The 25,265-nt window shown below is 70.4% G+C and carries 16 protein-coding genes; 13 read left to right on the top strand and 3 right to left on the bottom strand.

All coding sequences use genetic code 11. The features are described from left to right. Positions 1–93 precede the first annotated feature (93 nt). The 3 genes from IG84_RS0111335 to IG84_RS42595 form a co-directional block, all read right to left on the bottom strand. Positions 94–1,581, bottom strand: coding sequence for an alpha-amylase family protein (locus tag IG84_RS0111335; protein WP_031054585.1), 1,488 nt, complete (start codon positions 1,579–1,581; stop codon positions 94–96). Next, a complete protein-coding gene (locus IG84_RS0111330) occupies positions 1,581–4,271 on the bottom strand; it encodes an MGH1-like glycoside hydrolase domain-containing protein (RefSeq protein WP_031054583.1) in 2,691 nt (896 codons plus the stop codon). The genes IG84_RS0111335 and IG84_RS0111330 overlap by 1 nt, the downstream gene beginning before the upstream one ends. 87 nt (positions 4,272–4,358) lie before the next feature. Then, complete coding sequence (locus IG84_RS42595; protein WP_211266447.1) at positions 4,359–4,457, bottom strand: DUF1269 domain-containing protein; 99 nt, start codon at positions 4,455–4,457, stop codon at positions 4,359–4,361. Positions 4,458–4,949: 492 nt separating this feature from the next. On the opposite strand from IG84_RS42595, the gene IG84_RS0111320 reads away from it, so the two are divergent. From IG84_RS0111320 to IG84_RS0111260, 13 genes are all read left to right on the top strand, one after another. Beyond that, positions 4,950–6,074: an amidinotransferase gene (locus IG84_RS0111320; protein WP_031054582.1), complete on the top strand. Its 1,125-nt coding sequence runs from the start codon at positions 4,950–4,952 to the stop codon at positions 6,072–6,074. 759 nt (positions 6,075–6,833) lie between these two features. Then, complete coding sequence (locus IG84_RS0111315; protein WP_031054581.1) at positions 6,834–8,312, top strand: sugar transferase; 1,479 nt, start codon at positions 6,834–6,836, stop codon at positions 8,310–8,312. 73 nt (positions 8,313–8,385) lie between these two features. Further along, positions 8,386–9,714 carry a nucleotide sugar dehydrogenase gene (locus tag IG84_RS0111310; protein ID WP_031054580.1) on the top strand — a complete coding sequence of 443 codons (1,329 nt, stop codon included), beginning with the start codon at positions 8,386–8,388 and terminating at the stop codon, positions 9,712–9,714. Next, positions 9,704–10,999: a glycosyltransferase family 4 protein gene (locus IG84_RS0111305; protein ID WP_031054578.1), complete on the top strand. Its 1,296-nt coding sequence runs from the start codon at positions 9,704–9,706 to the stop codon at positions 10,997–10,999. The genes IG84_RS0111310 and IG84_RS0111305 overlap by 11 nt, the downstream gene beginning before the upstream one ends. Then, entirely contained in the window at positions 10,996–12,417 is a 1,422-nt protein-coding gene (locus IG84_RS0111300; protein WP_031054575.1) for a Wzz/FepE/Etk N-terminal domain-containing protein, read from the top strand. The genes IG84_RS0111305 and IG84_RS0111300 overlap by 4 nt, the downstream gene beginning before the upstream one ends. After that, entirely contained in the window at positions 12,414–13,853 is a 1,440-nt protein-coding gene (locus IG84_RS0111295) for a Wzz/FepE/Etk N-terminal domain-containing protein (protein WP_031054573.1), read from the top strand. Before IG84_RS0111300 ends, IG84_RS0111295 begins: the two co-directional genes overlap by 4 nt. A 3-nt stretch (positions 13,854–13,856) precedes the next feature. Further along, complete coding sequence (gene asnB, locus IG84_RS0111290) at positions 13,857–15,791, top strand: asparagine synthase (glutamine-hydrolyzing) (RefSeq protein WP_031054571.1); 1,935 nt, start codon at positions 13,857–13,859, stop codon at positions 15,789–15,791. An 18-nt stretch (positions 15,792–15,809) separates the two neighbouring features. Further along, on the top strand, positions 15,810–17,987 hold the full coding sequence (locus IG84_RS0111285) for a bi-domain-containing oxidoreductase (RefSeq protein WP_031054569.1): 2,178 nt from the start codon (positions 15,810–15,812) through the stop codon (positions 17,985–17,987). After that, positions 17,984–19,963 carry an alginate lyase family protein gene (locus tag IG84_RS0111280; RefSeq protein ID WP_031054568.1) on the top strand — a complete coding sequence of 660 codons (1,980 nt, stop codon included), beginning with the start codon at positions 17,984–17,986 and terminating at the stop codon, positions 19,961–19,963. The genes IG84_RS0111285 and IG84_RS0111280 overlap by 4 nt, the downstream gene beginning before the upstream one ends. 8 nt (positions 19,964–19,971) lie before the next feature. After that, the gene (locus IG84_RS0111275; protein ID WP_031054565.1) at positions 19,972–21,510 is read left to right on the top strand and encodes a right-handed parallel beta-helix repeat-containing protein; all 1,539 of its coding nucleotides are present in this window, start codon (positions 19,972–19,974) and stop codon (positions 21,508–21,510) included. A 1-nt stretch (position 21,511) separates the two neighbouring features. After that, positions 21,512–22,744 carry a membrane protein gene (locus tag IG84_RS0111270; protein WP_031054563.1) on the top strand — a complete coding sequence of 411 codons (1,233 nt, stop codon included), beginning with the start codon at positions 21,512–21,514 and terminating at the stop codon, positions 22,742–22,744. Between the two features lie 2 nt (positions 22,745–22,746). Continuing rightward, positions 22,747–23,964: a glycosyltransferase gene (locus IG84_RS0111265; protein ID WP_031054562.1), complete on the top strand. Its 1,218-nt coding sequence runs from the start codon at positions 22,747–22,749 to the stop codon at positions 23,962–23,964. After that, positions 23,961–25,259 carry a class I SAM-dependent methyltransferase gene (locus tag IG84_RS0111260; RefSeq protein WP_031054560.1) on the top strand — a complete coding sequence of 433 codons (1,299 nt, stop codon included), beginning with the start codon at positions 23,961–23,963 and terminating at the stop codon, positions 25,257–25,259. Before IG84_RS0111265 ends, IG84_RS0111260 begins: the two co-directional genes overlap by 4 nt. Positions 25,260–25,265 lie beyond the last annotated feature (6 nt).

Below are 25,265 nucleotides of genomic sequence, written 5' to 3'. Positions count from 1 at the left end.
AACCAGCAGGCGACAGCCCGGTGACCCGATACTCCGCAACGATCAAATCGCGGAGCGCGGTGTGGCCGCTGACGTGGCGGAACGGTGAGACCTTCACCCCCCTGCTGCTGGTTCGACCGTGAAGACGTGGGTGCGCCAGGCGGCCAGGTCGACGAAGAGGCCGTGGTCGGTCAGTTCGCTGCCGGGGCGTTCGTACCGGGTACCGTCCAGCAGGTCCGTCAGCCGGCAGGCCGCCGTGCCGAGGTCGGGCCACGGCAGGCGGATCCTGGCCTGGGAGCTGTGCGCGGCGAGGTTGACGACGGTCAGGAACGTGCCCGCGGTGCCCCGCCAGCCCCAGGCGAGCAGGTCGTGGTGGGTCGGGTTGTCGCTCCAGCCTTCGCACGACAGCAGTTCCCAGTGTCCGGTGCGCATGCCGCTCCGGTGCACGGCGGCCAGCAACCGCTCGTGAAATGCCTGCAGTTCGGCGTCGGGCGGTTCCTCGGGGCGCCGGGCGAGGAAGACGGGCAGGCGCGTCCGGCGCCCGGTGAACTGGCCCTCGTGCCACAGCGTCGCACCGGGCAGCGTCGCGACGGCAACGGCTGCCGCACGCTCCTCGGAAGGACCCAGGACCGACGCGGCCCGGGGCTCGTCATGGTTCTCCAGGAACCGTACGAGACGCCGCTGGTAGCTCACGTCCGCGCGCAGGTGCTGGAGCACCGACACCGCCCGCTCGTGCAGCAGCCGGTCGTACAGCCGCTTGTCGTAGCAGTAGTCGAACCCCTGCTGCTGCAGGGCCCATTCGAGGTCCCAGTACGCCTCGGCGATGAAGGCCATGTCGGGCCGGTGCTGCCGGACGGCGGTCAGTACGGCGGGCCAGAACTCGGCGTCCGGCGGCGGACCGGCACGGTGCCCCCAGGTCCGTGCGAAGACGTCGTTCGTCATCAGCATCGCCATGTCGCAGCGCACCCCGTCGCACATGCCGCCGATGCGCGTCAGCACGTCGGCGGTAGCCGCCCGCACGCCGGGCCCGAAGGCGTTGAGCTGCACCACGTCCGGCCAGGGCGGGAAGAAGGGGTCCCGGCCACGGGCGAAGACATGCCCACCCGATTCGAGGTAGGCGGCCGGGTCGCGGTGCAGGTCGTCGGGGGTCCCGCGGACGAAGTAGTCGGGGTGCTCGGTCAGCCACGGGCTGTCCGGCGCGACGTGGTTGGGTACGTAGTCGAGCAGCAGGCCGATGCCGCGGCCGGCGAGCTCGGCACGCGCCGAAGCCAGTCCCGCCGCTCCGCCGAGCGCCTCGTCGACGGTGTAACTGCGGACGCAGTACGGGGAACCGGCGATGTCGTCGTCCCGGACGTCCGGCAGAGCCTCGGTGAAGGACTGGCGCAACGCGGGATCCCGCAGCGCGATGTCACGGCCCACCCCGCTGCGTTCCCACACCCCCATGAGCCAGACGGCATCGATGCCGTGCGGGGTGATGCGGTCCCAGGCGTCCTTCGGGACACCGCCGAGCCCGACCCGGCGTCCGATGCGCTGCTGTACCTCGCGCAGCCACACGTGAGTGTTGACCTCGTGGATGGCGGGCTGTTCCGGGAGTGGGCGCATCACGTCTCCTTCCTTGCCGGCCAGGTGCGGAAGTGCTCGGGCGTGACGGTGCCGAAGAACGTCATCAGCGTGGCGACCAGGCCGGTCCAGCCGGTCTGGTGCGCGGCGCCGATGCCCGCGCCGTTGTCGCCGTGGAAGTACTCGTGGAAGGAGAGCAGATCGCGCCAGTGCGGGTCGTCCTGGAACTTCCGCTGGCCGCCGTACATGGGCCGGTGTCCGTTCTCATCGCGCAGGAAGAGGCGAGTGAGACGGGTGGAGATCTCGCTCGCGACCTCGAAGAGGTTCATCCGGACGCCGGAGCCGGTGGGGCACTCCACGGTGAGGTCGTCACCGTAGAACGCGTAGAGGTTCAGCAGCCCGCGGATGACGAGGGCGTTGGCGGGGAACCACACGGGCCCACGCCAGTTGGAGTTGCCGCCGAACATCCCGGAATCGGACTCGGCGGGCAGATAGCCGACGCGGTGCTCCGTGCCGTCGACCCCGAAGGTGTAGGGGTGGTCCGCGTGGTACCGCGAAAGCGCCCTGATGCCGTACGGGCTGAGGAACTCGTCCTCGGACAGCAGCCGTGACAGTACGCGGACCAGCCTCTTCTCGTCGACGACGGACAGCAGCCGCGGACCGTCCTCGGCCCCCGCCAGCGCCTCCGCGAGGCCGGGCGCCAGGGAGGGGTGACGGTCGACGAAGCGGCGCAACCGGTCGCCCAGGCCGCGCACGCCGGCCAGTTGCCCGGGCCGCAGCACGGTCGCCGCGCAGAGCGGCAGCAGTCCCACCATCGAGCGGACCTTCAGCCGCGTCGCCTGCCCGTCCGGCAACCGCAGCACGTCGTAGAAGAACCCGTCCTCCTCGTCCCACAGTCCGTCCCCACCGGTGCGTTCCATGGCTGCCGCGATCCACAGGAAGTGTTCCGCGAACTTGAGCACGTGATCCTCGTAGCCGGCGGGATCGTGCCGGACGAGTTCCAGCGCGATCTGCAGCATGGTCTGGCAGTACAGCGCCATCCACGCGGTTCCGTCGGCCTGCTCCAGGTAGCCGCCGGTGGGCAGTTGCGCACTGCGGTCGAACACACCGATGTTGTCCAGGCCGAGGAAGCCGCCCTGGAAGAGATTGCGGCCGCTGGGGTCCTTGCGGTTGACCCACCAGGTGAAGTTGGTCAGCAGTTTCTGGAAGACGCGGTCCAGGAAGGCCCGGTCGGCGTTGCCCGTACGCAGCTCTTCCAGGGTGTAGACGAAGTACGCCGCCCAGGCGTGGACGGGCGGGTTGACGTCGGCGAAGTTCCATTCGTACGCGGGGACCTGGCCGTTGGGGTGCAGGTAGGTGTCCCGCAGCAGCAGTTCGAGCTGGTCCTTGGCGAAGGACAGGTCGACCACCGAGAGCGCCACGGTGTGGAAGGCCAGGTCCCACGCGGCGAACCAGGGGTACTCCCACTTGTCCGGCATGGAAATGATGTCGTCACACGCCATGTGGAACCACGCGCCGTTGCGTACGGCGCGCCCCGGCGCGGTCCAGGGATCCAAGCCGTGCCCGGCCAGCCAGTTCTCCACGTCGAAGGAGTAGTACTGCTTCGACCACAGCATCCCGGCCAGCGCCTGGCGCAGCACCCGCGCCTCGTCCTCGCTCGCACCGTCCGGGGTCAGCTCCCGGTAAAAGGCGTCGGCCTCGGCCCGCCGGTCGCGGAACACCGTGTCAAAATCCCGTGTCAGCGGCATCGAGGAGCCGGCGGGGGCGAGGCGGAGCCGGGTGGATTCGGCGCCACCGGCCGGGATCGTCAGCGTGTAGTGTGCGGCGGCCTTGGTGCCTTCCTGCGCGGGATTGACCGCCGAATCCTCGCCGTTGACCACATACCGACCGATGCCGTCCTTCACATACGGAGAGGGATTGGGCGTGCCCGACAGCCGCTCACTGTTGGTCTCGTTCTCGGTGAACAGCAGCGGTACCTGCCCGCCGCACCGCAGCTCATAACTGCCCAGCGCCGGATGGTCGGCGCGGAGCGCGGTGGTCCCCGCCGGAGTGCGGGTCGCGGACAGCCGCGGTGCGGTGGCGCCTCCGCCGTCCTGCCAGGACCAGGTGTTGCGGAACCACAGGGTCGGCAGCAGGTGCAGGGTGGCCTCGTCGGGCCCGCGGTGCTCGGCGGTGATCCGGATCAGGATGTCCTCGGGCGACGCCTTGGCGTACTCGACGGTGACATCGAAGTACCGGTCGTCGTCGAAGACCCCGGTGTCCAGCAACTCGTACTCGAACTCGTGGCGTCCGCGTGCCTGGTTGGTCGCCACCAGGTCGTTGTACGGGAACTCGGCCTGCGGGTACTTGTACAGGTACTTCAGGTAGGAATGGCTGGGCGTGCTGTCGAGGTAGAAGTAGTACTCCTTGACGTCCTCGCCATGATTGCCCTCGCCGTTCGTCAGCCCGAAGGCACGTTCCTTGAGGATCGGGTCACGTCCGTTCCACAACGCGAGTGCGAAACACAACCGCTGCTTCTCGTCGCAGATCCCGCCGAGTCCGTCCTCGCCCCACCGGTAGGCGCGGGAACGCGCGTGGTCGTGCGGGAAGGCGGACCAGGCGTCGCCCCCGGCGCTGTAGTCCTCGCGGACGGTGCCCCACTGCCGCTCGCTGAGATAGGGGCCCCACAGCTTTTCCCGGCCGCGTGCCTCATCGGCCGGGCCGCTACGACCGGCATTCGTCGAAGTGGTCATCAGTACGCTCCCTGTCGACAGCGGCCCTGCCCGTGCGGGACCGCCGCACTACGCCGCCACCGCGTCACCGGTTGCGGACCGGCGTGACTACATCCCGTGGAGGGCGGCGATGAGTTCTTCCTCACGCTCCTTGGTGAGCGAGGTGTGCAGGACCGTGGGGCGGAAGGGGCTCAGTGCCTCCCGCACGCGGTCCGGAGGTTCGCGCCGACCGCGCCACGCTCTTCCCCTCCGCCCGAGGCATCACTGTCCGTCGGCTGTTCTCCGCGGGGCCGGCCCCCTTCCCATTCCGCAGCCGATCCTGCCGAGCCGCATCACCCGGAGCGGGTGACCGTGCGCGCGAGCGGATGCCTCCGCACATGATGCTGTGGCGGCCATGACGCGAATCATGGCGGTTGCAGAACCTGGCCGGGTGCGAGTGGAGCCGACCGGGCCGCCATTCGCCTGCTGCGAGAGAGAAGTCCGAAGACCGGAGGGGAGCGGCATCCGGTCCTGGCCCGGAATCGTCTTGCGCCGTGCGAACGTGCGCGGTTGGGGTACGTGGACATGGTGAGTCACTGACTTCTGCGTCGATCGAAAGCGGTTGACTATGGCGGTAGTTGAGAGGCCCGGCATTCTGACGGTGGCGGCAGGCAACGACGCGTGTACGGAGGATTCCTCTGTGCGGGCTGCGGACTACGCATGATGTCGGAGCCTTCGGCCACGGCTGCCGACGCCGCGGAACCCCTTGTTTCACCGGTCAATTCGCACAACGAGTGGGACCCGTTGGAGGAGATCATCGTCGGTCGACTCGACGGCGCGGCGATCCCCTCCAGCCACCCGGTCGTGACGTGCAACATCCCGCCATGGGCGGCCCGGCTGCAACGGCTTGCGGCCGGTTTCAAGTATCCGCGCATGGTGATCGAGCGTGCGCAGCAGGAGCTCGATCAATTCATCGTGCTTCTCCAGTCCCTCGATGTGACGGTCAGGCGCCCGGACGCGGTGGACCACAGCCGACGCTTCGGTACCCCCGACTGGTCGTCGCGCGGATTCTGCAACGCCTGTCCGCGCGACAGCATGCTCGTGATCGGGGACGAGATCATCGAAACCCCGATGGCATGGCCGTGCCGGTATTTCGAGACGCATTCCTACCGCGAGATCCTCAAGGACTATTTCCGGCGTGGCGCGCGCTGGACGGCGGCACCGAAGCCGCAGCTCACCGATGCGTTGTTCGAGACCGATTTCCGTGTCCCGAGGGCCGGCGAGCCCATGCGCTACATCCTCACGGAGTTTGAGCCGGTGTTCGACGCGGCGGATTTCGTGCGCGCGGGACGAGACCTGTTCGTCACGCGGAGCAACGTCACCAACCAGATGGGCATCGACTGGCTGCGCCGCCATCTCGGGCCCGGCTACCGTATTCACGAGATAGAGAGCCGCTGCCGCACGCCCATGCACATCGACACGACGTTCGTTGTGCTGGCGCCCGGCAAGGTACTGGTCAATCCCGAATACATCGACATCGACCGCCTGCCCGACGTACTGAGTTCGTGGAACATCCTGATCGCGCCCGAGCCCGACCCGCTCGACGAGTACCTGCTGAAGATCACCTCAATGTGCGGCAAGTGGCTCAGTATGAACGTTCTCATGGTCGACGAGAAACGGGTGATCGCGGAGCGGCATCACACCGGCATGCTGCGCGCGCTGGAGAAATGGGGGTTTGAGCCGATCCCGTGCGACCTGCTGCACTACGCGCCTTTCGGCGGCTCATTCCACTGCGCGACACTCGATGTCCGGCGCCGCGGCACGCTCGAATCGTATGTCGACTGACCGGGCCACTGACCGCAAGAGCCTGGAGTCGCGCATCGAGCCGACTCCGTGCGCCGCGCAGTAACAAGAGCTGGAGCAGGCAGAGGAATGCGTGCAGAACCAGCGTTACGCGGAAGCGGAACGCACTGCCGAGGACTACTGGACCAGGGGAGCTGCCTTAACGCAGTTCGGCGGACACGAACGCCGACAACCCCAACCGTCAGGTCCGGTTGAGCTTCCTCGGCCAGGAGGCCGTGTTGACGTCCACGTGGTCCGGGCTGGGGGCGTTGCCGCTACCGCCCGCCCGTGCGCGCAGGCAAGGTCCGCCGGGCAGGCGCTGAGCGCGGGCCGGACGGCAGTGGCGGAACGCCTCCCGGTTGCCGGTGTCAGCAGTTCGGAGAACGCCCGTCACCGCAGGTCACAAGGCGTGTCTTCGCTGTCAAGGGGGCGCAGGTGGTTACCGGTCCGTCACTGATCATCCGAATCGTCTCCAAATCTTGAGCACAAATCCCACACATCCCTCTCTTCAGACGGGCCCCGATGGTCTAGATTGACCGTGCTTCACATGCTGTGACACGAAGCGACAAATGATGATCTATGGGTCGGGCCGCATGGACAGCCGGTGACTGCGTCTCCGGTGCCAGGCGTGGGGGCGATCGATTTTTGGGGCCCGCGAGGGGGCTTGAGCAAGGGGGGCACCCGGGGTTTCGCGGGGCGGGGGCCTCCAGGGGGAGGAACAGTGCCATTGGACTACGCACCACTGGGGACCGGGGGGTTTCTGTGCGGCAGGAGGGATTAGCCGGTCCTTTTCCGTCGGCGCGCGGGCGTCTGAGGGACGGGGCGGTCAGCGGGCCGGCGAACGACTGGGAGCAGCGGTACCGCCGTACCGTGATGACCAGCGATACCGTGGCGACCGCCTTCGTGGTGGCGGGGATCGGCAACTTCTTCGGGGTCCGGGACGCGGCCAACTGGCACGAGAAGTGGGGAATTCTCGCCTTCGGCACCGAGCTGCTGGTGCTGGGAGCGCTGGCGGTGAGCCGGTCGTGGGCTCCGGCCGTGCTCGGCCAGGGCGCCGAGGAGTTCCGCCGGCTCGGACGCTCACTGTTCACGGCGACCGTCGTACTTGCGCTCGGCGGGATCGCCCTCACCTCGCGCAACATCAAGCTCTGGATATTCGTCGCGATCCCCGCGATCGCGCTCGTCACCATGACCGAGCGGTATCTGCTCCGGCTCGGGCTGCACAAACAGCGGAAGCAAGGGCTGTGCCTGAGGCCGGTGCTCGCTGCCGGGAGCCCGGACACCGTGCGTGACCTGATCTGCCGGACCCGCAAGTTCCCGCACCTCGGCTGGCGGGTGGAGGCGGTGTGCACGGCGGACGGTCGCGGGCTCGACGGTGACCACCTGGACGGAGTGCCGGTCGTCGGCCGGCTGGCGGACGTCGCCAAGCACGTCCGCCACGACGGCTACCGCGTCGTCGCGGTCACACCGGACCCGCACTGGTCACCGGACCGGCTGCAGCGGCTGGCCTGGAACCTCGAAGGCAGCGATGCCGAGATGGTCGTGGCCCCCGTGCTGATGGAGGTGGCCGGCCCGCGGCTGCACGTCGACGCGGTGCTCGGGATCCCACTGCTGCGGGTCAGCATGCCGACCTTCACCGGCGGGCACCGCGCGGTCAAAGAGGTCGTCGACCGGCTGGGCGCGGCGGTCCTGCTGGTGCTGTTCGCGCCGCTGATGGTGCTCGTCGGGCTGCTCGTACTGCTCGACAGTCGGGGCGGGGTGTTCTACCGCCAGCGCAGGGTCGGCAAGGACGGCCGCGAGTTCACCATTCTCAAGTTCCGCACCATGGTTGCCGGGGCGCACAGGGCGCGTGCCGAGCTCGCCGACCGCAACGAGGGCGCGGGGCTGCTGTTCAAGCTCCGCCGGGATCCGCGGGTGACCCGGGTGGGAACGGTGCTGCGTCGGTACTCGCTCGATGAGCTTCCGCAGCTTTTCAACGTGCTCACCGGATCGATGTCGCTCGTCGGCCCGCGACCTCCGTTGCCGGAGGAGTGCGCCGCGTACGACCCGGACATCCGGCGGCGGCTGCTGGTCAAGCCCGGGCTCACCGGCCTGTGGCAGATCAGCGGACGCAGCGACCTGCCGTGGGAGGAGGCGGTCCGCCTCGACCTGCGGTACGTGGAGGACTGGTCGCTCGCCCTGGACACAGTGATCTTGTGGAAGACGCTGCGTGCGGTGATCCACGGGCAGGGGGCGTACTGATGCGCGGGGGGTCGGCGTGCGGCCGACGCACGGATCGCAGGCCGCAGGGGCCTGCCTGGGGGGAGAACGAGGCATGAGAGTAAGCGTCTTCGGGCTCGGCTACGTGGGCTGCGTGTCGGCCGCGTGCCTGGCCGGCATGGGCCACGAGGTCATCGGCGTGGACGTGAACCAGGTGAAGGTCGACCTGGTGAACGACGGCAAGGCCCCCGTGGTCGAGGAGCGGATCGGTGAGCTCATCGCCGAGGTCGTGCGGACCGGAGCGTTACGCGCCGCTGGCGACGTCCGCGAGGCGATCATGGGCAGCGAGGTGTCGCTGGTCTGCGTGGGCACGCCGTCGGAGCCCAACGGCAGCCTGTGCACCACATATCTGGAGCGGGTCGCCGAGCAGATCGGCGCCGCGCTGGCCGAGCGCAAGGGGCGGGGTGGGCGGCACACCGTTGTGTTCCGCAGCACCATGCTCCCGGGCACCTGCCTGAACCTGCTGATACCGATCCTGGAGAAGTCCTCCGGCGGCACGGCCGGGGTGGACTTCGGGGTCGCGGTCAACCCGGAGTTCCTGCGCGAGGGCACGAGCGTGCGGGACTTCTTCGACCCGCCCAAGACCGTCATCGGCGAGCTCGACCCGGCAAGCGGCGACACGGTGCTGGCGCTGTACGACGGCCTGCCCGGCGAGGTGTTCCGGGTGCCGGTCCCGACGGCCGAGGCGATCAAGTACGCGGACAACGCGTTCCACGGCCTCAAGATCGGCTTCGCGAACGAACTGGGCGCGATATGCCAGGCACTTGGGGTGGACTCGCACCAGGTGATGGACGTGTTCCTGGCCGACCGCAAGCTGAACATCAGCCCCGCCTACCTGCGTCCTGGCTTCGCCTTCGGCGGCTCCTGCCTGCCCAAGGACCTGCGCAGCCTGGTCCACGCGGCGCGGCGGGCCGACGTCTCGGTGCCGATCCTCTCCCACGTACTGCCCTCCAACTCCGACCATCTGCAGCGCGCGGTGGACTTGGTGGAGCGCACCGGCAAGCGCCGGGTGGGCCTGTTCGGGCTATCGTTCAAACCCGGCACCGACGACCTCCGCGAGAGCCCGCTCGTCGAGCTGGCGGAGAGGCTCTTCGGCAAGGGGTACGACCTGAAGATCTACGACGCCAACGTGAGCCTGTCCCGGTTGCTGGGCGCGAACCGCGAGTACATCGAGAGCCGGCTGCCGCACCTCGCGCAGCTGCTCGCGGATTCCGTCGAGGAGGTGCTCGAGCACGCCGAGGTGTGCCTGGTCGGGACCAGGGACCCGGCCGTGCTCTCGGCACTGCCCCACGGCGGCGACGGCCCGGTGCTCATCGACCTCATCCACCTTCCCGACGCCGAGACGCGCCGGACCGAACCGGGGTACGTGGGCCTTGCTTGGTAACACACCGTCTGGTGACAGATCGTTCGATGACACGGCCGGCGGCGACCGGCCGGGCCGGCGCGCGCTGATCCTGGTGGAGAACCTGTCGGTGCCGTTCGACCGGCGGGTGTGGCAGGAGTGCACGACGCTGCGCGACGCGGGCTGGGAAGTGCACGTCATCTGCCCGCGGGGGGAGAAGCGGGACACGGAGCCGGAGACCGTCATCGACGGGGTGCGGATCCACCGCTACCCGTTGCGCGCGGCCACCGGGGGGCCGGCCGGCTACCTGCGGGAGTACGGATCGGCGCTGTGGCACACGGTCCGGCTGGCCCGCAAGGTCGGCCCGGTCGACGTGGTACACGCCTGCAATCCGCCCGACCTGCTGTTCCTGCCGGCGCTGTGGCTGAAGCGGCGCGGCGCGCGGTTCGTCTTCGACCAGCACGACCTGGTACCCGAGCTGTACCTCTCCCGGTTCGACCGCGGCGAGGATCTGCTCTTCCGCGCCGTGTGCGCGCTGGAACGGCGGACCTACCGTGCCGCGGACGTCGTGCTCGCCACGAACGAGAGCTACCGGGACGTCGCGCTGCGCCGTGGCGGCAAGCGGCCGGCGGACGTCTTCGTGGTGCGCAGTGCGCCCGCCATCGAGCGGTTCCAACCGGTGCCGCCCGAGCCGGAGTTGAAGCGCGGCAAGCCTCATCTGCTGTGCTACCTCGGCGTCATGGGCCCGCAGGACGGCGTCGACTACGCCTTGCGTGCCCTCGCGAAGCTGCGTGACGAGCTCGGGCGTACCGACTGGCGTGCGGTGTTCGTCGGCTCCGGTGACGCCTTCGACGCGATGGTGGAGCTCTCCCGTCAGCTCGGGCTCTCCGAGCAGGTGCAGTTCACCGGGCGCATCCCGGACGCCGACCTGGTCCGCTACCTGTCCACCGCCGACGTGTGCCTGTCGCCCGATCCGCGCAATCCGCTCAATGACGTGTCGACCATGAACAAGGTCCTGGAGTACATGGCGATGGGCCGGCCGATCGTCTCGTTCGACCTCCGGGAGGCGCGCGTCTCCGCCGGTGACGCCGCCGTCTACGCGCCCGCCAACGACGAGGCCGAATTCGCGCGGCTCATCGCGCTGCTGCTGGACGATCCGGAGCAGCGGGCCCGGATGGGCAAGACCGGCCAGGAGCGGATCAGCGGGCCGCTCTCCTGGCGGAACTCGCAAGCATCGCTGCTCGCCGCCTACGCGGCTGCGTGCCGCGACCACACTTCGGTGTCGTCGGGCGACCCGGCTCGGACGGGGCGGAGAGCGCGGCGTTGAACGATGACACGATCCGCCTGGCCACGATCGGGCGGCTGCTCCGTCGGCGCTGGCGGCTGCTCGTCCTCCTCACCGTGGTGGGCACGCTCGCCGGCTACGGCACCTCGATGGTGTTCCCGCCGCGGTACACGGCATCCGCATCGGTACTGCTGCCGGGGCAGTGGGAAGAGCGCGAGCTGCTGACTCAGGTGGACATCGCGACCAGCTCGTCGGTGGTCGACCTCGTGGCCGCCGAGCTTGGCTGGAGCGACGTCAGCGGCGACGAGCTGCGGGATCGAGTGACCGCCAAGGCCGCCGACGGGAACATCATCACCATCTCGGGTACGGCCGACACCCCGGCGCGTGCGCAGCAGCTCTCCGACCAGGTGGCCCGGCAATTCGTCGGATTCGCCGCGCGGATCGCGGGCGGCAGTACCGACCCCGACGCGGCTACGGGGACCGAGGCGCTGCGGCAGAAGGTGGTGGAGACCAACCGCCGCATCACTGACCTGGCCAATGCGGCCGATCCGGGGCAGACCGTGGAGAGCGTGCAGGCCCGCACCTCGCTCGAAAAGCTGCGTACCTCCCTGGAGGAGGCCATGACGAAGCTGGACGAGGCCGACCCGGCGACCGACAAGGCCGGCATGGTCGTCATGGGGCCGGCGGTCCGGCCGACCGGCGAGGCGCCGCCGACGAGGATGCAGCTCATCGTTGCCGGGGCGCTGCTGTTCTTCCTGCTCGCGGTCATCGGCCACCTCGTCGCCGCACGGGCGGATCGCCGACTGCGCACCGAACCGGAGATCGCCGCGGCGCTGGGCTCGGCGCTCCTCGGTACCGTCGACGTGCCTGCCGACGCACCTGACGACATACCTGGTGAACGGCGCGCGCACCGCCCTGAAGGCCGCGGCCGACAGGCCCGGATCCGCCGGCTCCTCGGCGTCGACACCCGATGGGACATACCGACCCCGCAGTGGCCCGGTGACGAGGCCGGCAGCCGGATCCGCTACCGGCGCGTGTGCGCCCGCCTCCGGGACCAGCTGCCGGCCCCCCGGCGGCTGCTCCTTGTCGTACCGGACGGCGACGAGATCGCCCTCCGGGCCGCTGGGCAGCTCGCCGCCGAGGCCAACAGCGACCCTTCCCCGTCCTCTTCGGGCAGGGGATACCCCACGCTGCGGGTGGTGGAGGTTTCGGTGGACCGGCCGATCGTGCCGGACCGCGACACCGAGTCCGGTGCCCTGGTCGTCCTCAGCGCGGGCAACTGGACCGCGGAGGAGCTCACCGGCCTCGCCGAGGCGTGTGCGGACGGCGGGCACGAGGTCGTCGGCATCGTCGTCGCCGGCACGGTCCGGGCCCGTCCGACGCGGTCTGCCGGCGACCCTCCGGACAAGGCCACTCCGGTGCTCGCGGTGCGCGGCCACGCGACGGGAGGTGCGGTGTGACGACGAGTACGACTTCGGAGTCACCGGCCGCCGCTCCGCTGCTCGACCTGCAGGCGCTGGTGGTGGCGGTGCGCAGACGCCGCCGCCTCTGGTGCTCTCTGGCACTGCTGGGGCTGCTGGTCGGCGTGGCGGTGGCGATCCTGCTGCCGCCCCCGCCGACCGCGGTGACCAAGGTGCTGGTCGCACACAAGGAGGACCAGCCGAACGACACCGGAACGCTGATCCGCACCGACGTCGCGGTGCTGGAGACCTCGCGGATCGCCGGCAAGGCCCTGCGGTCCCTCAACTCCCCGGAGAAAACGGCCGACTTCATGCGGGACTACCGAGGTACCGGCTTGACCAACAACCTGCTGCAGATCGATGTGACAGGTGACAGCGACGCGGAAGCGGTGGACCGGGCCGAGGCGCTGGCCGAGGCGTTCGTCGCGGACCATGTGAAGCGGATGCGGCAGGTGGCGAAGGCCGAGGCCAAGGCCCTGGTCGACCAGCGTGACCGCATGCGGGACGAGCTCGCCCGGGTCAACAAGGCGATCGGAGACCGATCGCCGGAGAGCGACTCGAAAGCGTCGGCACGTACCGAGTCGCTCTTCGCCCGCCGGGCCGAGCTCAACTCGCGGATCGCCGATTTCGACCAGCGCGCCGCGGACGCCGGCACCGGCACGCCCAAGGTCGTCGCCGGCACGCAGATCGTGGACGCCCCGCGCGCGGTGCGGCACTCCCTGCCCAGGGCCGTTGCCACCGACAGCGCGATCGGACTCGTCCTCGGGCTCGTCCTCGGACTCGCGCTGGCCGCGGTCGGCGCGGTGGTGGCGGACCGCCCCGTGCTGCGCCGGGACATCGCGGCGAACCTGGGCGCCTCGGTCATCGCGGAGCTGCCCCGCCGGTCGAGCAGGTCATGGCAGCGCCGACGGACCCGGGCGGCACGCGAACGCCTCACCACGACCCTGGCCCGCACCGTTCGCGCCTCCGCGGAACCGGTGTCGCTGCTGGAGCTGGGCTGTGCGCGCAGCACGAGCGTGATCGCCACGGACCTCACCGGGGCACTGGGGGCGGAGGGGCCGGTGATCGGCGTCGGCTCCGTGGCGCCCGGCACCGCGTGGACCGACCTCCCGTACCTCGGCACTCGGACCGTGCTCGTCGTGCGGGCCGGGCACGGCAGCGCCGCATGGCTGCACACCGTGGCGCGGCAGCTCGCGGACCAGCGCATTCCGGTGATCGGTGTGGTGCTGATCGACCCCGATCCGCGGGACCGGACCGACGGCACGCTGTGGGACGGGCTGCACATCGCGCTGCGGGGCCACAGCGAGCTGCTGGCCCGGCAGACCGGTGGGGGTACCTCCCACGCCGTTGAGGCAGTGGGGGAGGGCCGGCCGCTGACGGAGCGGCAGCCGAAGCACGCCGCACGAGTCCCGGACAACGACCAGGAGGTGCGGTAACACATGTGTGGCATCGCAGGCACGTATCGATGGCCGGACGGGAAGGTCGTGACCGACCGGCTCACCGACACCCTCGCCCACCGCGGTCCGGACGGGGCAGGCAGGTACAGCCACTCCGTCGGTGACGGCGAAGTGCACCTCGGGCACCGCCGGCTCGCCATCATCGATCTGTCCGGGACCGGCGCCCAGCCGATGGTCTCGGACGGCCTCGCCCTCACCTACAACGGCGAGCTGTACAACGCGCCCGAGCTGCGTGCCGAACTGACGGCCGCCGGGGTGCGCTTCCGCGGCACCTCCGACACCGAGGTGCTGCTGGAGGCATGGCGGCGCTGGGGCACGGACTGCCTGCCCCGGCTGCGCGGCATGTTCGCGTTCGGCATCTTCGACGAGCGCACCGGTGAACTGGTCCTGGCCCGCGACCAGTTGGGCATCAAGCCGCTGTTCCTCCTCCGGCGCGGCGAGGGTCTGGTGTTCGCCTCCGAACTCAAGGCGCTGGCCGCCGCCACCGGCGGGTCGCTTGAGGTGGACCACGCGGCGCTGGTGGCCTCGCTGCTGTACTACTGGGTGCCGGACTCACGCTGCGCGTTCCGCGAAGCGGAGAAGCTGCCGCCGGGGAGCTGGCTGCGATGCCGGCCCGACGGCCGGGTGGAGCGCGGCCGGTACTGGCACCTGAAGGACGTCGCCGCCGAGGGCCGGGAGCGGGCCCGGAGCGGCGAGCGGCCGGACCTGGCCGCCATCGTCGAGGAGTCGACCCGGCGCCACCTGCTCTCCGACGTACCCGTGGCGACCTTCCTCTCCGGCGGCCTCGACTCCAGCTACCTGACCGCGCTGGCGGCCCGCGACCGACCTGGGATCTCCGCTTACACGATCGGATTCCGCGCCGAGGACGCGAAGTTCGAGGCGATGCCGGACGACCTGCGCTACGCCCGGCAGGTGGCCGGGCAGTTCGGTGTCGACCTGCACGAGATCGAGATCGCCCCGAACGTGCTCGACCTGCTGCCGCGGATGACGCACCACCTGGACGAGCCGATCGGCGACCCCGCCGCGATCAACACCTTCCTGATCTGCTCGGCCGCCCGGGAGGCCGGGGTCAAGGTGCTGCTCTCGGGGATGGGCGCCGACGAGCTGTTCGCCGGATACCGCAAACACCTGGCCAACCTGCTCGCGCTGCGCTACCAGCGCGTCCCGCGGCCCCTGCGGCGCGGGCTGTCCGGGGTCGTGGACCGGCTGCCGGTCGCCTCGGCCCGCCGGGGGTACCGGTCGGTGCGCTTCGCGAAGCGGTTCCTCTCCTTCGCCGACCTGCCGGAGGAGACCGCGTTCCGGCGCAGCTACACCATGTACGACCAGGACGAGCTGCTCGCCCTGGTCGATCCGGACCTGGCCGGGACGGTCGACGACGTGCTGACCGAGCATGCGGACATCTACCAGGACAACGACCTCGACGACTTCGTCAACCGCATGTGCCTGGGCGACGCCCGGATGTTCCTGCCGGGCCTGAACCTCGCCTACACGGACCGCTCCAGCATGGCCGCCTCGACCGAGGTGCGGGTGCCGTACGTGGACGTCGAGGTGGTCAAGGCGGCCTTCGTCTTCCCCGGCGATCGCAAGATCGTCGGACGGCAGGGCAAGGCCGTCCTCAAGGAGGCGGCCACCTCGATCCTGCCCCGGGAGATCGTGTACCGGCCCAAGGGCCTGTTCAGCGCCCCGCTGCGCGCCTGGATGAGCCGGGATCTGGCACCGCTGGTGCGCGAGGTGGTGAACGACGGCGTACTCGTCAATTCCGGGATCCTGCGCCGCGACGCGCTGGCGCGGATGGTCGCCGAGGACGCCGCCGGGCAGCGGGACTTCTCCAAGCATCTGTGGCACGTACTGACCCTCGAGTACTGGTATCGCGGCGCGACCTCTGGGTCCGGCCAGAGCACTCGGTTAACGGCTTAGGAATTCAGAGGAGTTCGAGTGAAGCAGGTTGTACAGAACTACAAGAGCGGCGAGCTGGCGGTGCTCGACGTGCCGGTGCCGGGGTGCAAGCCGGGCGGTGTGCTGGTCCGCAGCGCCTACTCGCTGATCTCCACCGGGACCGAGCTCATGAAGGTGTCCGAGGCCGGCATGTCGATGCTGGGCAAGGCCCGCTCCCGCCCTGACCAGGTGGCCAAGGTCATGCAGAGCGTGGCCACCAACGGGGTGCCCGCCACCTACCGCAAGGTGATGGGCAAGCTGGACTCCTACACGCCGTTGGGCTACTCGCTGTGCGGGGTGGTCGAGCAGGTCGGCGCCGGGATCGACGACGTGAAGGTCGGCGACCTGGTGGCCTGCGCCGGCAACGAGCACGCGTTGCACGCAGAGCTGAACTGGGTGCCGAAGAACCTCTACGCTCCGGTGCCGGACGGCCTCGCGCCGCGGCACGCGGCCTTCGGCACCGTCGGGTCGATCGCGCTGCAGGGCGTCCGCCAAGGCGAGTCACAACTCGGCGAAGTGGCACTGGTCATCGGCCTCGGGCTGATCGGACAGCTCGTGGTGCAGCTCCTCGCCGCCTCGGGAGTGCGCGTCGTCGGGGCCGACCCCGACCCGGTGCGCTGCGAGCTCGCCGAGCGCCTGGGCGCCGCGGCCTGCGGCGATCCCGCGTCCGCGGCCGTCGAAGCCGCCGTCGCCGAACTCACCGGCGGTCACGGCGTGGACCAGGTGTACCTGGCCGCCGGCGGCGGCAGCAACCAGCCCGTCGAGCTGGCCGCCCGGCTCTGCCGGGACCGCGGCCGGGTCGTCGACATCGGCAAGTGCCGCCTGGACCTGCCGTGGAACGCGTACTACGAGAAGGAGCTCGACGTCCGGTTCTCCCGCAGTTACGGCCCCGGGCGCTACGACCCGGAGTACGAGCTGGAGGGCCGGGACTACCCGATCGGCTACGTGCGCTGGACCGAGCGCCGCAACCTGGCGTGCTTCCTCGACCTCCTCGCCCGCGGCAGCGTCGACGTGGAGCCCCTGGTCTCCCACGTCGCCGATTTCGACGACGCCGTCGAGACGTACCAGCGCCTGAAGGACGGCGATCTCAAGGCCGTGGCTGTGCTGTTCCGGTACCCCGGGCAGACGGTGGAGACCGCGGCCCCGGAGGTCGCCGTGCCCGCGGTGCCCGCACGGCCGAGCACGGCGCGCGCCGCGAAGACGCCCGTACGCCTCGCCTTCATCGGCGCCGGGAACTACGCGACGTCGATGCTGCTGCCGCACCTCGCCCAGCGCGAGGGCGTCGAGTTGTCCACGGTCGTCACCACGACGGCGCTGTCCGCGGCCAACGCGCAGCGGAAGTTCGGCTTCGCCGAGGCGACCACCGACCTCGACGCCGTGCTCGGCGACAAGTCCATCGACGCGGTGTTCGTGGTCACCCGGCACAGCTCGCACGCCGAACTGACCCGGAGAGCACTGCTGGCCGGCAAGACCGTGTTCGTGGAGAAGCCCCTGGCCCTCACCGAGGACGAGCTGGCCGGCGTGCTCGCGGCGGTGGAGGAGTCCGGCAACGACCGGATTCAGGTCGGCTTCAACCGCCGCTTCGCGCCGCTGCTCCAGGAAGCGAAGAAGCGGTTCGGCGTCCGGACGGGACCGGCGAGCCTGCGCTACCTCGTCAACGCGGGCCGGCTGCAGCACGGCAGCTGGTACCTCCAACAGGGCACCGAGGGCACGCGGTTCGCCGGCGAGGGCGGACACTTCATCGACACGGCGAGCTGGCTGCTCGGCGCCGATCCGGTCTCGGTGTACGCGGTCGCCACGACCGGCAACGAGGACCTGCAGGTCGTGTTGCGCTACCCGGACGGCTCCACCGCCACCCTCAGCTACGTCACCACCGGCGCGCCCGGCTTCCCCAAGGAGACGCTGGACCTGGTCGCGGACGGCAAGGTGCTGCGGCTCGACGACTTCGTCCGTGCCTCGGTGTACGACAGCGGGCGCAAGCGGTGGGTCAGTTCGCGGCTGCCCAAGGCCCGGGACAAGGGCCAGAACGCCGAACTGGCCGCGTTCATCAAGGCCGTGCGGACCGGCGGGCCGATGCCGGTGCCGCTGGAGTCACTGGTCGCCACCACGGCGGCCACCCTCGCCGTACAGGCCGGTCTGGCCGGCGGCGCGCCGGTGTCCTTGGCGAGGACGCGATGACTGTGAGCTCGGGGAGTGCGGGCTGGTATCTGCGGCGACTGTCCCGGATGGGACCGCAGGAGGTCGCGGGCCGGGTGGGCGACGCGGTGCGCAGGAGGCGTTGGCGGACGGCGCGGCCGGACTGCCCGAGTGTGACCGGCACCCGGTTCACCGCGGTCCTGCCCGCCGGGACGATCACCGCAATACCTCCGGACGCCGCGAAACGTCTCATAGCCGAGGCCGACCGGCTGATGTACGGGCACGCCGAGTACTTCGGGGTGGTCCGCGACGACCTGACCGACCCGGACTGGTGGCTCGACCCGAAGACCGGGCGCCGGGCTCCGTGGGGCTACGCCTTCGACGTGCCGTACCGGAACGAGGACGCGGTCGGGGACATCAAGCAGATCTGGGAGCCGTCCCGGCACCAGTACCTCACCGTGCTCGCCGCCGCCTACGCGGTCACCGGGGACGAGCGGTACGCCGAGCGCGTGGCCGAGCATCTGCGGTCGTGGTGGGCGGCCAACCCGCCGCTGCGCGGGGTGCACTGGATCAGCGGCATCGAGCTGGGCATCCGGCTGCTGTCCTGGGTGTGGATCCGCCGGCTGCTCGACGGCTGGCCGGGCGCGGCCGCTCTGTTCGAGGACAACCCGGTGGCGCAGAACCAGATCTGGCACCACCAGCGCTGGCTGGCCGCCTTCCCCAGCCGGGGGTCCTCGGCGAACAACCACGTCATCGCCGAGGCCGCCGGGCAGTTCGCCGCGGCCTGCGCCTTCGACTGGTTCCCCTCCTCGGCCCGCTGGCGGGCCGGCGCGCTGCGGTCGCTGGAGCGGCACCTGCGCGGCAACACCTTTCTCTCCGGCCTCAACCGCGAGCTGGCCACTGAATACCACGGCCTGGTACTGGAGTTGGGGCTCGCCGCGCTGGCCGAGGCGGACGCGGTCGGCGTACCGGTCCCCGCGACCGTACGCCTGGTACTGCTGCGGATGACCGACGCGCTCGCGGCCGTCGTGGACGGCCGGTTGCGGCCGCCGCGCCAGGGGGACGCGGACGACGGGCACGGTCTCGTCGTGGACGGCGCGGGCACCGACCGCTGGGCCTCGCTGCTGGCCACCGGGGACGCCATATTCGGCCGACTCGCCTGGTGGCCGACGGTGACCGGCACCGATGTGCGCACGCCGCTGCTGGCCGCGCTCATCAAGCCCACGGAACTGGCCGCGACCCGCCCGGCAGGCCGCCCCGCCCACTTCGCCGACGCGGGGCTCACCATCCTGCGCGGCCCGGGGGAAACGGGCGAGATCTGGTGTCGCTGCGACGCCGGTCCGCACGGCTTCCTGTCCATCGCCGCGCACGCCCACGCGGACGCGCTGTCCGTGGAGGTCCGGCACGACGGCGTCGACGTGCTCGCCGACCCGGGGACGTACTGCTACCACGGGCAGCGCGAGTGGCGGCAGTACTTCCGGTCGACCCTCGGCCACAACACCCTGCAACTGGACGGCAGTGACCAGTCCGTCTCCGGCGGCCCGTTCCTGTGGACCCGGCATGCCCGCAGCCGCGTTCTGGCCGTGGACACATCCAACGAGGGTATGGCCCGCTGGTGTGCCGAGCACGACGGTTACCAGGAGACCGACGGTGCAGTGCACCGCCGACGGGTGGAACTGAGCGCCCCGAAGCAAGAGTTGAGGGTGGTCGATGAGGTGCGTGGCCCGCGCCGGGCAGTGCAGCTGGCGTTCCATCTCGGCCCCGCGATCGCCGCGGACCTGACGGGCAACCGGGCCGTGCTCACCTGGACCCGGGACGGCGAGGACCGCTCCGCGGTGCTCGACCTGCCCGGAGAGCTGTCCTGGCGGGCGCACCGCGGCGAGACCGATCCGCCGCTGGGCTGGTACTCCGCCGGCTTCGGGCGCAAGGAACCCACCACCACGCTGGTCGGCACCGGCTTCGCCGACGGCGCTGTGTCGTCGGGGGGCTTCACCACCGTGCTCAGGTTCCGCGGCTAGGGGGGCGCGTGGAGAGCAAGAGGTGGCACTGGGCGTGGGCGGCGGCACCGCTGACGCTGGCCCTGCTGGCGGCGACCGGCTGTACGAGCGCGCCGGACGCCCCGGCGAAGGCGGCCGGCACGCCGTCCAAGTCCGGGGCGTCAGCCACGCCCGTGGCCCGGGTGTGCGCCAAGCCCGCGGCCGGGCCGGCGAAGGCACCGGCGGGCGCGGTGACGGTCGACCCCGCGGTGGTCGGTGACCTGGCGGCGAAGACCAAGAGCAGTCCGCCCCACACCACGTTCTGGCTTCGGCCGGGCAAGCACAGGCTCGACCCGGACCGCTACGCCCAGGTCGTCCCCAAGAAGGGGGACCGCTATCTCGGTGCGCCGGGCGCGGTGCTCGACGGCCGGAAGAAGAACCAGTACGCGTTCGGTGGTACCGCCCGCAACGTCACCATCCGCCACCTGACCGTGCAGGGTTTCGTCGCGCCGCAGAACGAGGGCGTGGTCAACCATGACTCGGCCGACGGCTGGGTGATCGAGCACGCGACGATCCAGCACAACTCCGGCGCCGGGCTGATGGCCGGTGCCCGCCAGCGGGTCCGTGCCAACTGCCTGCGCGACAACGGCCAGTACGGCATGAACGCGTACAAGTCCGGCGGCCGTATCAGCGATCTGGTGGTCGAGGGCAACGAGATCACGGGCAACAACACCGGCGACTGGGAGCGGCGGCGGAAGGGCTGCGGCTGTACCGGAGGCATCAAGTTCTGGGCCGTCAACGGCGCCGACGTGCGCGGCAACTGGGTGCACGACAACCGTGGCACAGGGCTGTGGGCGGACACCAACAACAATGACTTCCGCATCGAGAACAATGTGCTCGAGGCCAACGACGGTGCCGCGCTGATCTACGAGACCAGCTACAACGCGGTCATCCGGAACAACACGATCCGGCGGAACAACTGGGTCGAGGGCCGCAGGGCGGCCGACCGCGGCGACAGCTTCCCGTTCGCGACCGTCTACCTGTCCGAGTCCGGCGGCGAACCACGGATCAGAGCCCGCACCGACAAGATCGAGATCTACCGGAACGTGCTGGAGAACAACTGGTCCGGGATCACCCTGTGGGAGAACGCCGACCGGTTCTGCAACAGCCCGGCCAACACCTCCTCCGGTGACTGCACACTGCTGGTGCGGGACACCGACCGCTGCGCGAAACCGGCGATCACCACCGCACCGCTCTACGCCGACTGCCGGTGGAAGACCCAGCGGGTGGACATCCACGGCAACCGCTTCGTGCTCGACAAGTCCGTCGTCGAGTGCACGGTGAAGTGCGACCGCATGGCGGTGCTGGCCAACTACGGCACCTATCCGGACTGGTCGCCGTACCAGGGCGAGGGGGTGGCCGAGGCGATCACCCGCAAGCAGCACAACCGCTGGCACGACAACGTCTACCTCGGACCGTGGAAGTTCGTCGCCCACGACCCGAGCCGGATACTCGACTCCGGACAGTGGCAGGCCACGCCGTACCAGCAGGACGCGGGCAGCACCTTCAGCCCACGGGACGGTGGTTGAGATGGGCCCTGCCGGCACACCGAAGACCGTCGGGATCGTCTGGGGGCTGCTGGTCCTCAACACGCTCGGCTCCGCCGGGGCGAAGACTATCGTCCCGCTGCCCCGCTCCCTCATCCAGTTGGTCACCATGGGCGCGCTGGCCGCCGCGTTCTCGCTGGCGCTCGCACTCAACCCCCGGCTGCGCATCCGAGCCGGCTCCTTCCTGTTCCTCCTCACCCTGCTGCTGGTGACGAGCGTGCTCTCCAGTGCGCACCTGGAGTCCGGATTCGGTGCGCTGTTCCGGTGCGCCCGGCTGGCTCTCTTCGTCGGCACACTGTGGCTGCTCAGCCGCTGGTGGGACGGCGGCCCGACGTTCGTCCGGCACCACATCCGGATGTACTTCGCGGTGCTCGGCTCCGTGGTCGCCGGCCTGGTCATCTCACCGGGCGCGGCCCTGCCCGAGCTGTACGGCGGACGGCTGGTCGGCGCTTTGTGGCCGCTCACGCCGCCGCAGATCGGCCAGTACGCCGCGGTGATCATCGGGCTCACGGTGCTGCTGGTACTGGGCCGCCGCACCGACAGGGCGAGCGCGGCAGTGGTCATCGTGCCGTCACTCGTCCTGCTCGCCTTGACGCATACCCGGACGGCCACGGTCGGCCTGCTCATCGGGCTGGCGCTGGCGATCGGCTCGCTCCTCCTGACCAGCGCCGCAGCCCGCCGGTTCTTCACCTGGGCGGTGCTGTGCGCCGCAGTGGCCGCGGTGGCGTTCAGCTCCGCGCTGCAGTCGTGGTTCCTGCGCGGGCAGAGCCAGGAGAACTTCTCCAATCTCACCGGCCGGGCCAAGGTCTGGGACGCCCTGCTGGCAGCGCCCCGGTCGACCGTGGAGGAACTGTTCGGAGTGGGCCTGGGCGACAAGTCGTTCGGCGGGCTGCCGATCGACAACAGCTGGCTGGCCGTTTACCAGGAACAGGGTCTGACCGGCGTCGCCCTGGTGGCGGCGATCGTCATCGTGCTGGGCGGCGTCGCGTTGCTGCGGCCACCGTCGTTGTCGAGGGCGTGCGCGATCTTCCTGATCAGCTACTGCGCGATCGCGTCGTACACCGAGGCCGGCCTCGGCGACGCCTCGCCGTATCTGTTGCATCTGGCCGTCGCCGCCTCGCTGCTGGCGGCACCTGCCGCGGCCGGCCCCTTCGCAACGCCCGAAGGCCCTCGACAACGCATTCCGCGCTGGGCCCAGAGAACGGAGGTGAGCTGAGCATGGACGGCGTTCACGTACTGGTAGTGCACAACCGCTACGCCTCGGCGCAGCCGAGCGGGGAGAACAAGGTCGTCGACCAGGAGGTGGCGCTGCTGCGCGGCGCAGGTCACCGGGTCGAGGTGTTCGAGCGGCGCAGCGATGACATCGCCGCCCGGTCCCTGCCGGGCAAGGCCGCGGTGCCGCTCCTTGTGCCGTGGAACCCGGCGGTCCGAGCGGAGCTCGCCGCCCGGCTCCGCACCTCACGCCCTGACGTGGTGCACGTCCACAACGTCTTCCCGCTCCTGTCGCCCGCGGTGCTGGCCGCCTGCGCCGACGCCGGCGTACCCGCCGTCGCCACGCTGCACAACTACACCCAGGTCTGCCCGCCCGGCACGCTGCAACGGGACGGCCGGCCGTGCACCGAGTGCGTCGGATCGACGCCGCTGCCCGCCGTCCGGCACGGCTGCTACCGCGGCTCCCGGCTGGCAACGGTGCCGCTCGCGGTCAGCCTGTCGGTCAACCGGCGGCGGTGGTGGTCGGGCGTGACGCGCTTCTTCTGCATCTCCGCGGCGCAGCGCGACGTCCTGGTGCGCGCCGGCATGCCGGCCGAGCGGCTGGCGGTGAAGCACAACTTCGTGCCGGAGCCGGGCGTCCGCCGAGAAGGCGAGGGCGAGCATCTGCTCTATCTCGGCCGGCTCGCGGAGGCCAAGGGCGTGCGGCTGCTCATGGCCGCGTGGGACGAGATCGCCGCGAGCGGCGGTGTGGGCGTGCCGCTCGTGATCGCCGGTACGGGGCCGCTGGAGGGAGAGGTGACCGCCTGGGCCGCGGGCCGGGACGACGTGCGGTACGTCGGCCTGTACGACACGGACCAATGCCGGGAGGCCATCGCGCGGTCGGTCGCCGTGCTGGCTCCCTCGACGTGGCTGGAGGCGTTCGGCCTGGTGGTCGTGGAGGCGATGGCGGCGGGGGTCCCGGTCGTCGCCGCCGGTCACGGCGCCTTCGTCGAACTCGTCGAGGACGGGGTGACCGGGCTGCTGCACCGGCCGGGCGAGTCCGCCTCGCTCGTGTCCTGCATACGCCGGATCGCGAACGGGCCGGCCCGCAACCGGGAGATGGGACAGGCGGCCCGGCGCCATTACGAACAGGGCTTCAGCCCGGCTGTCGGGCTTGAGCGCCTGGTGGAGGAGTACCGCACCGCGATCGCGGGTCGGACGGAATCAATGGGGGGCAGTAAATGACACGATGCCGACTCTGCGGCTCGACGGCGCTGGCGAGCGTCGTCGATCTCGGGGCGACGCCACCGTGCGAGAGCTTTCTCGCCGCGGACCAACTGGATCAGCCGGAGCCCGCGTATCCGCTGCACCTGCGGGTCTGCACCGACTGCTGGCTGGCGCAGATCCCGCCGCTGATCACGCCGGAGGAGACGTTCAAGGAGTACGCGTACTTCTCCTCGTACTCGACGTCCTGGGTGGAGCACGCGCGCACGTTCGTCGCCGATGCCGCAGCGCGGGTGGGGCTCGACACCGACGGCCCCGACGCCTTCGTGGTCGAGGTCGCGAGCAACGACGGGTACCTGCTGAAGCACGTGGTGGACCGGGGGATCCGCTGCCTCGGCATCGAGCCGTCGGTGAACGTGGGCGCCGCGGCGCGGGACGCGGGTGTGCCCACGCTCACGGAGTTCCTGGACCCGGCCACGGGCGCCGCCGTGCGCGAAGAGCACGGCCCGGCGGACCTGGTCGTGGCCAACAACGTGTACGCGCACATCCCCGACGTGGTCGGGTTCACCCAGGGACTGCGCGCCCTGGTCGCCGACGACGGCTGGGTCTCCATCGAGGTGCAGCACCTGCTGACCCTGATCGAGGAGAACCAGTACGACACGATCTACCACGAGCACTTCCAGTACTACACGGTCGCGTCCGCGATCCGGGCGCTGGCGAGCGGCGGACTCGCGCTCGTGGACGTCGAGTTGCTGCCCACGCACGGCGGCTCCATCCGGCTGTGGGCCCGGCCGGCCGAGGTGGCCGGAGAGCCGAGCATTGGGGTATCCCCTGCTCGAGCGGAGCCGAGAGCTTGGGGAAGGGTGGCCGACGTGCTGGCCCGGGAGAAGGCCGCCGGGCTGCAGGAGCTGTCCGGGTACACCGAGTTCTCCTCCCGGGTGGCCAAGGTGCGCCGGGACCTGCTGCGGTTCCTCATCGAGGCGGCCGAGCGCGGCGAGACGGTGGTCGGCTACGGCGCCCCGGGCAAGGGCAACACCCTGCTCAACCACTGCGGCATCCGCCCCGACCTGCTCCCGTACACGGTCGACCGCAACCCCTACAAGCACGGCAGATTCACCCCGGGCACCCGCATCCCGATCCTGCCGCCCGAGCAGATAGCCGCCGACAAGCCGGACTACGTCCTCGTTCTCCCGTGGAACCTGCGGGCCGAGCTGGTCGAGCAGCTCTCCTTCGTGCACGACTGGGGCGGCCGCCTTGTCTTTCCCATCCCGGAACTGAGCGTTGTCGAACCGAGCATTGCCGAGGTCACGTCGTGAAAGAGG

It is taken from the genome of Streptomyces ochraceiscleroticus, from assembly GCF_000720485.1.
In the GTDB taxonomy this organism is placed as follows: domain Bacteria; phylum Actinomycetota; class Actinomycetes; order Streptomycetales; family Streptomycetaceae; genus Streptomyces; species Streptomyces ochraceiscleroticus.
This window is presented reverse-complemented; position numbering and strand designations above follow the sequence as displayed.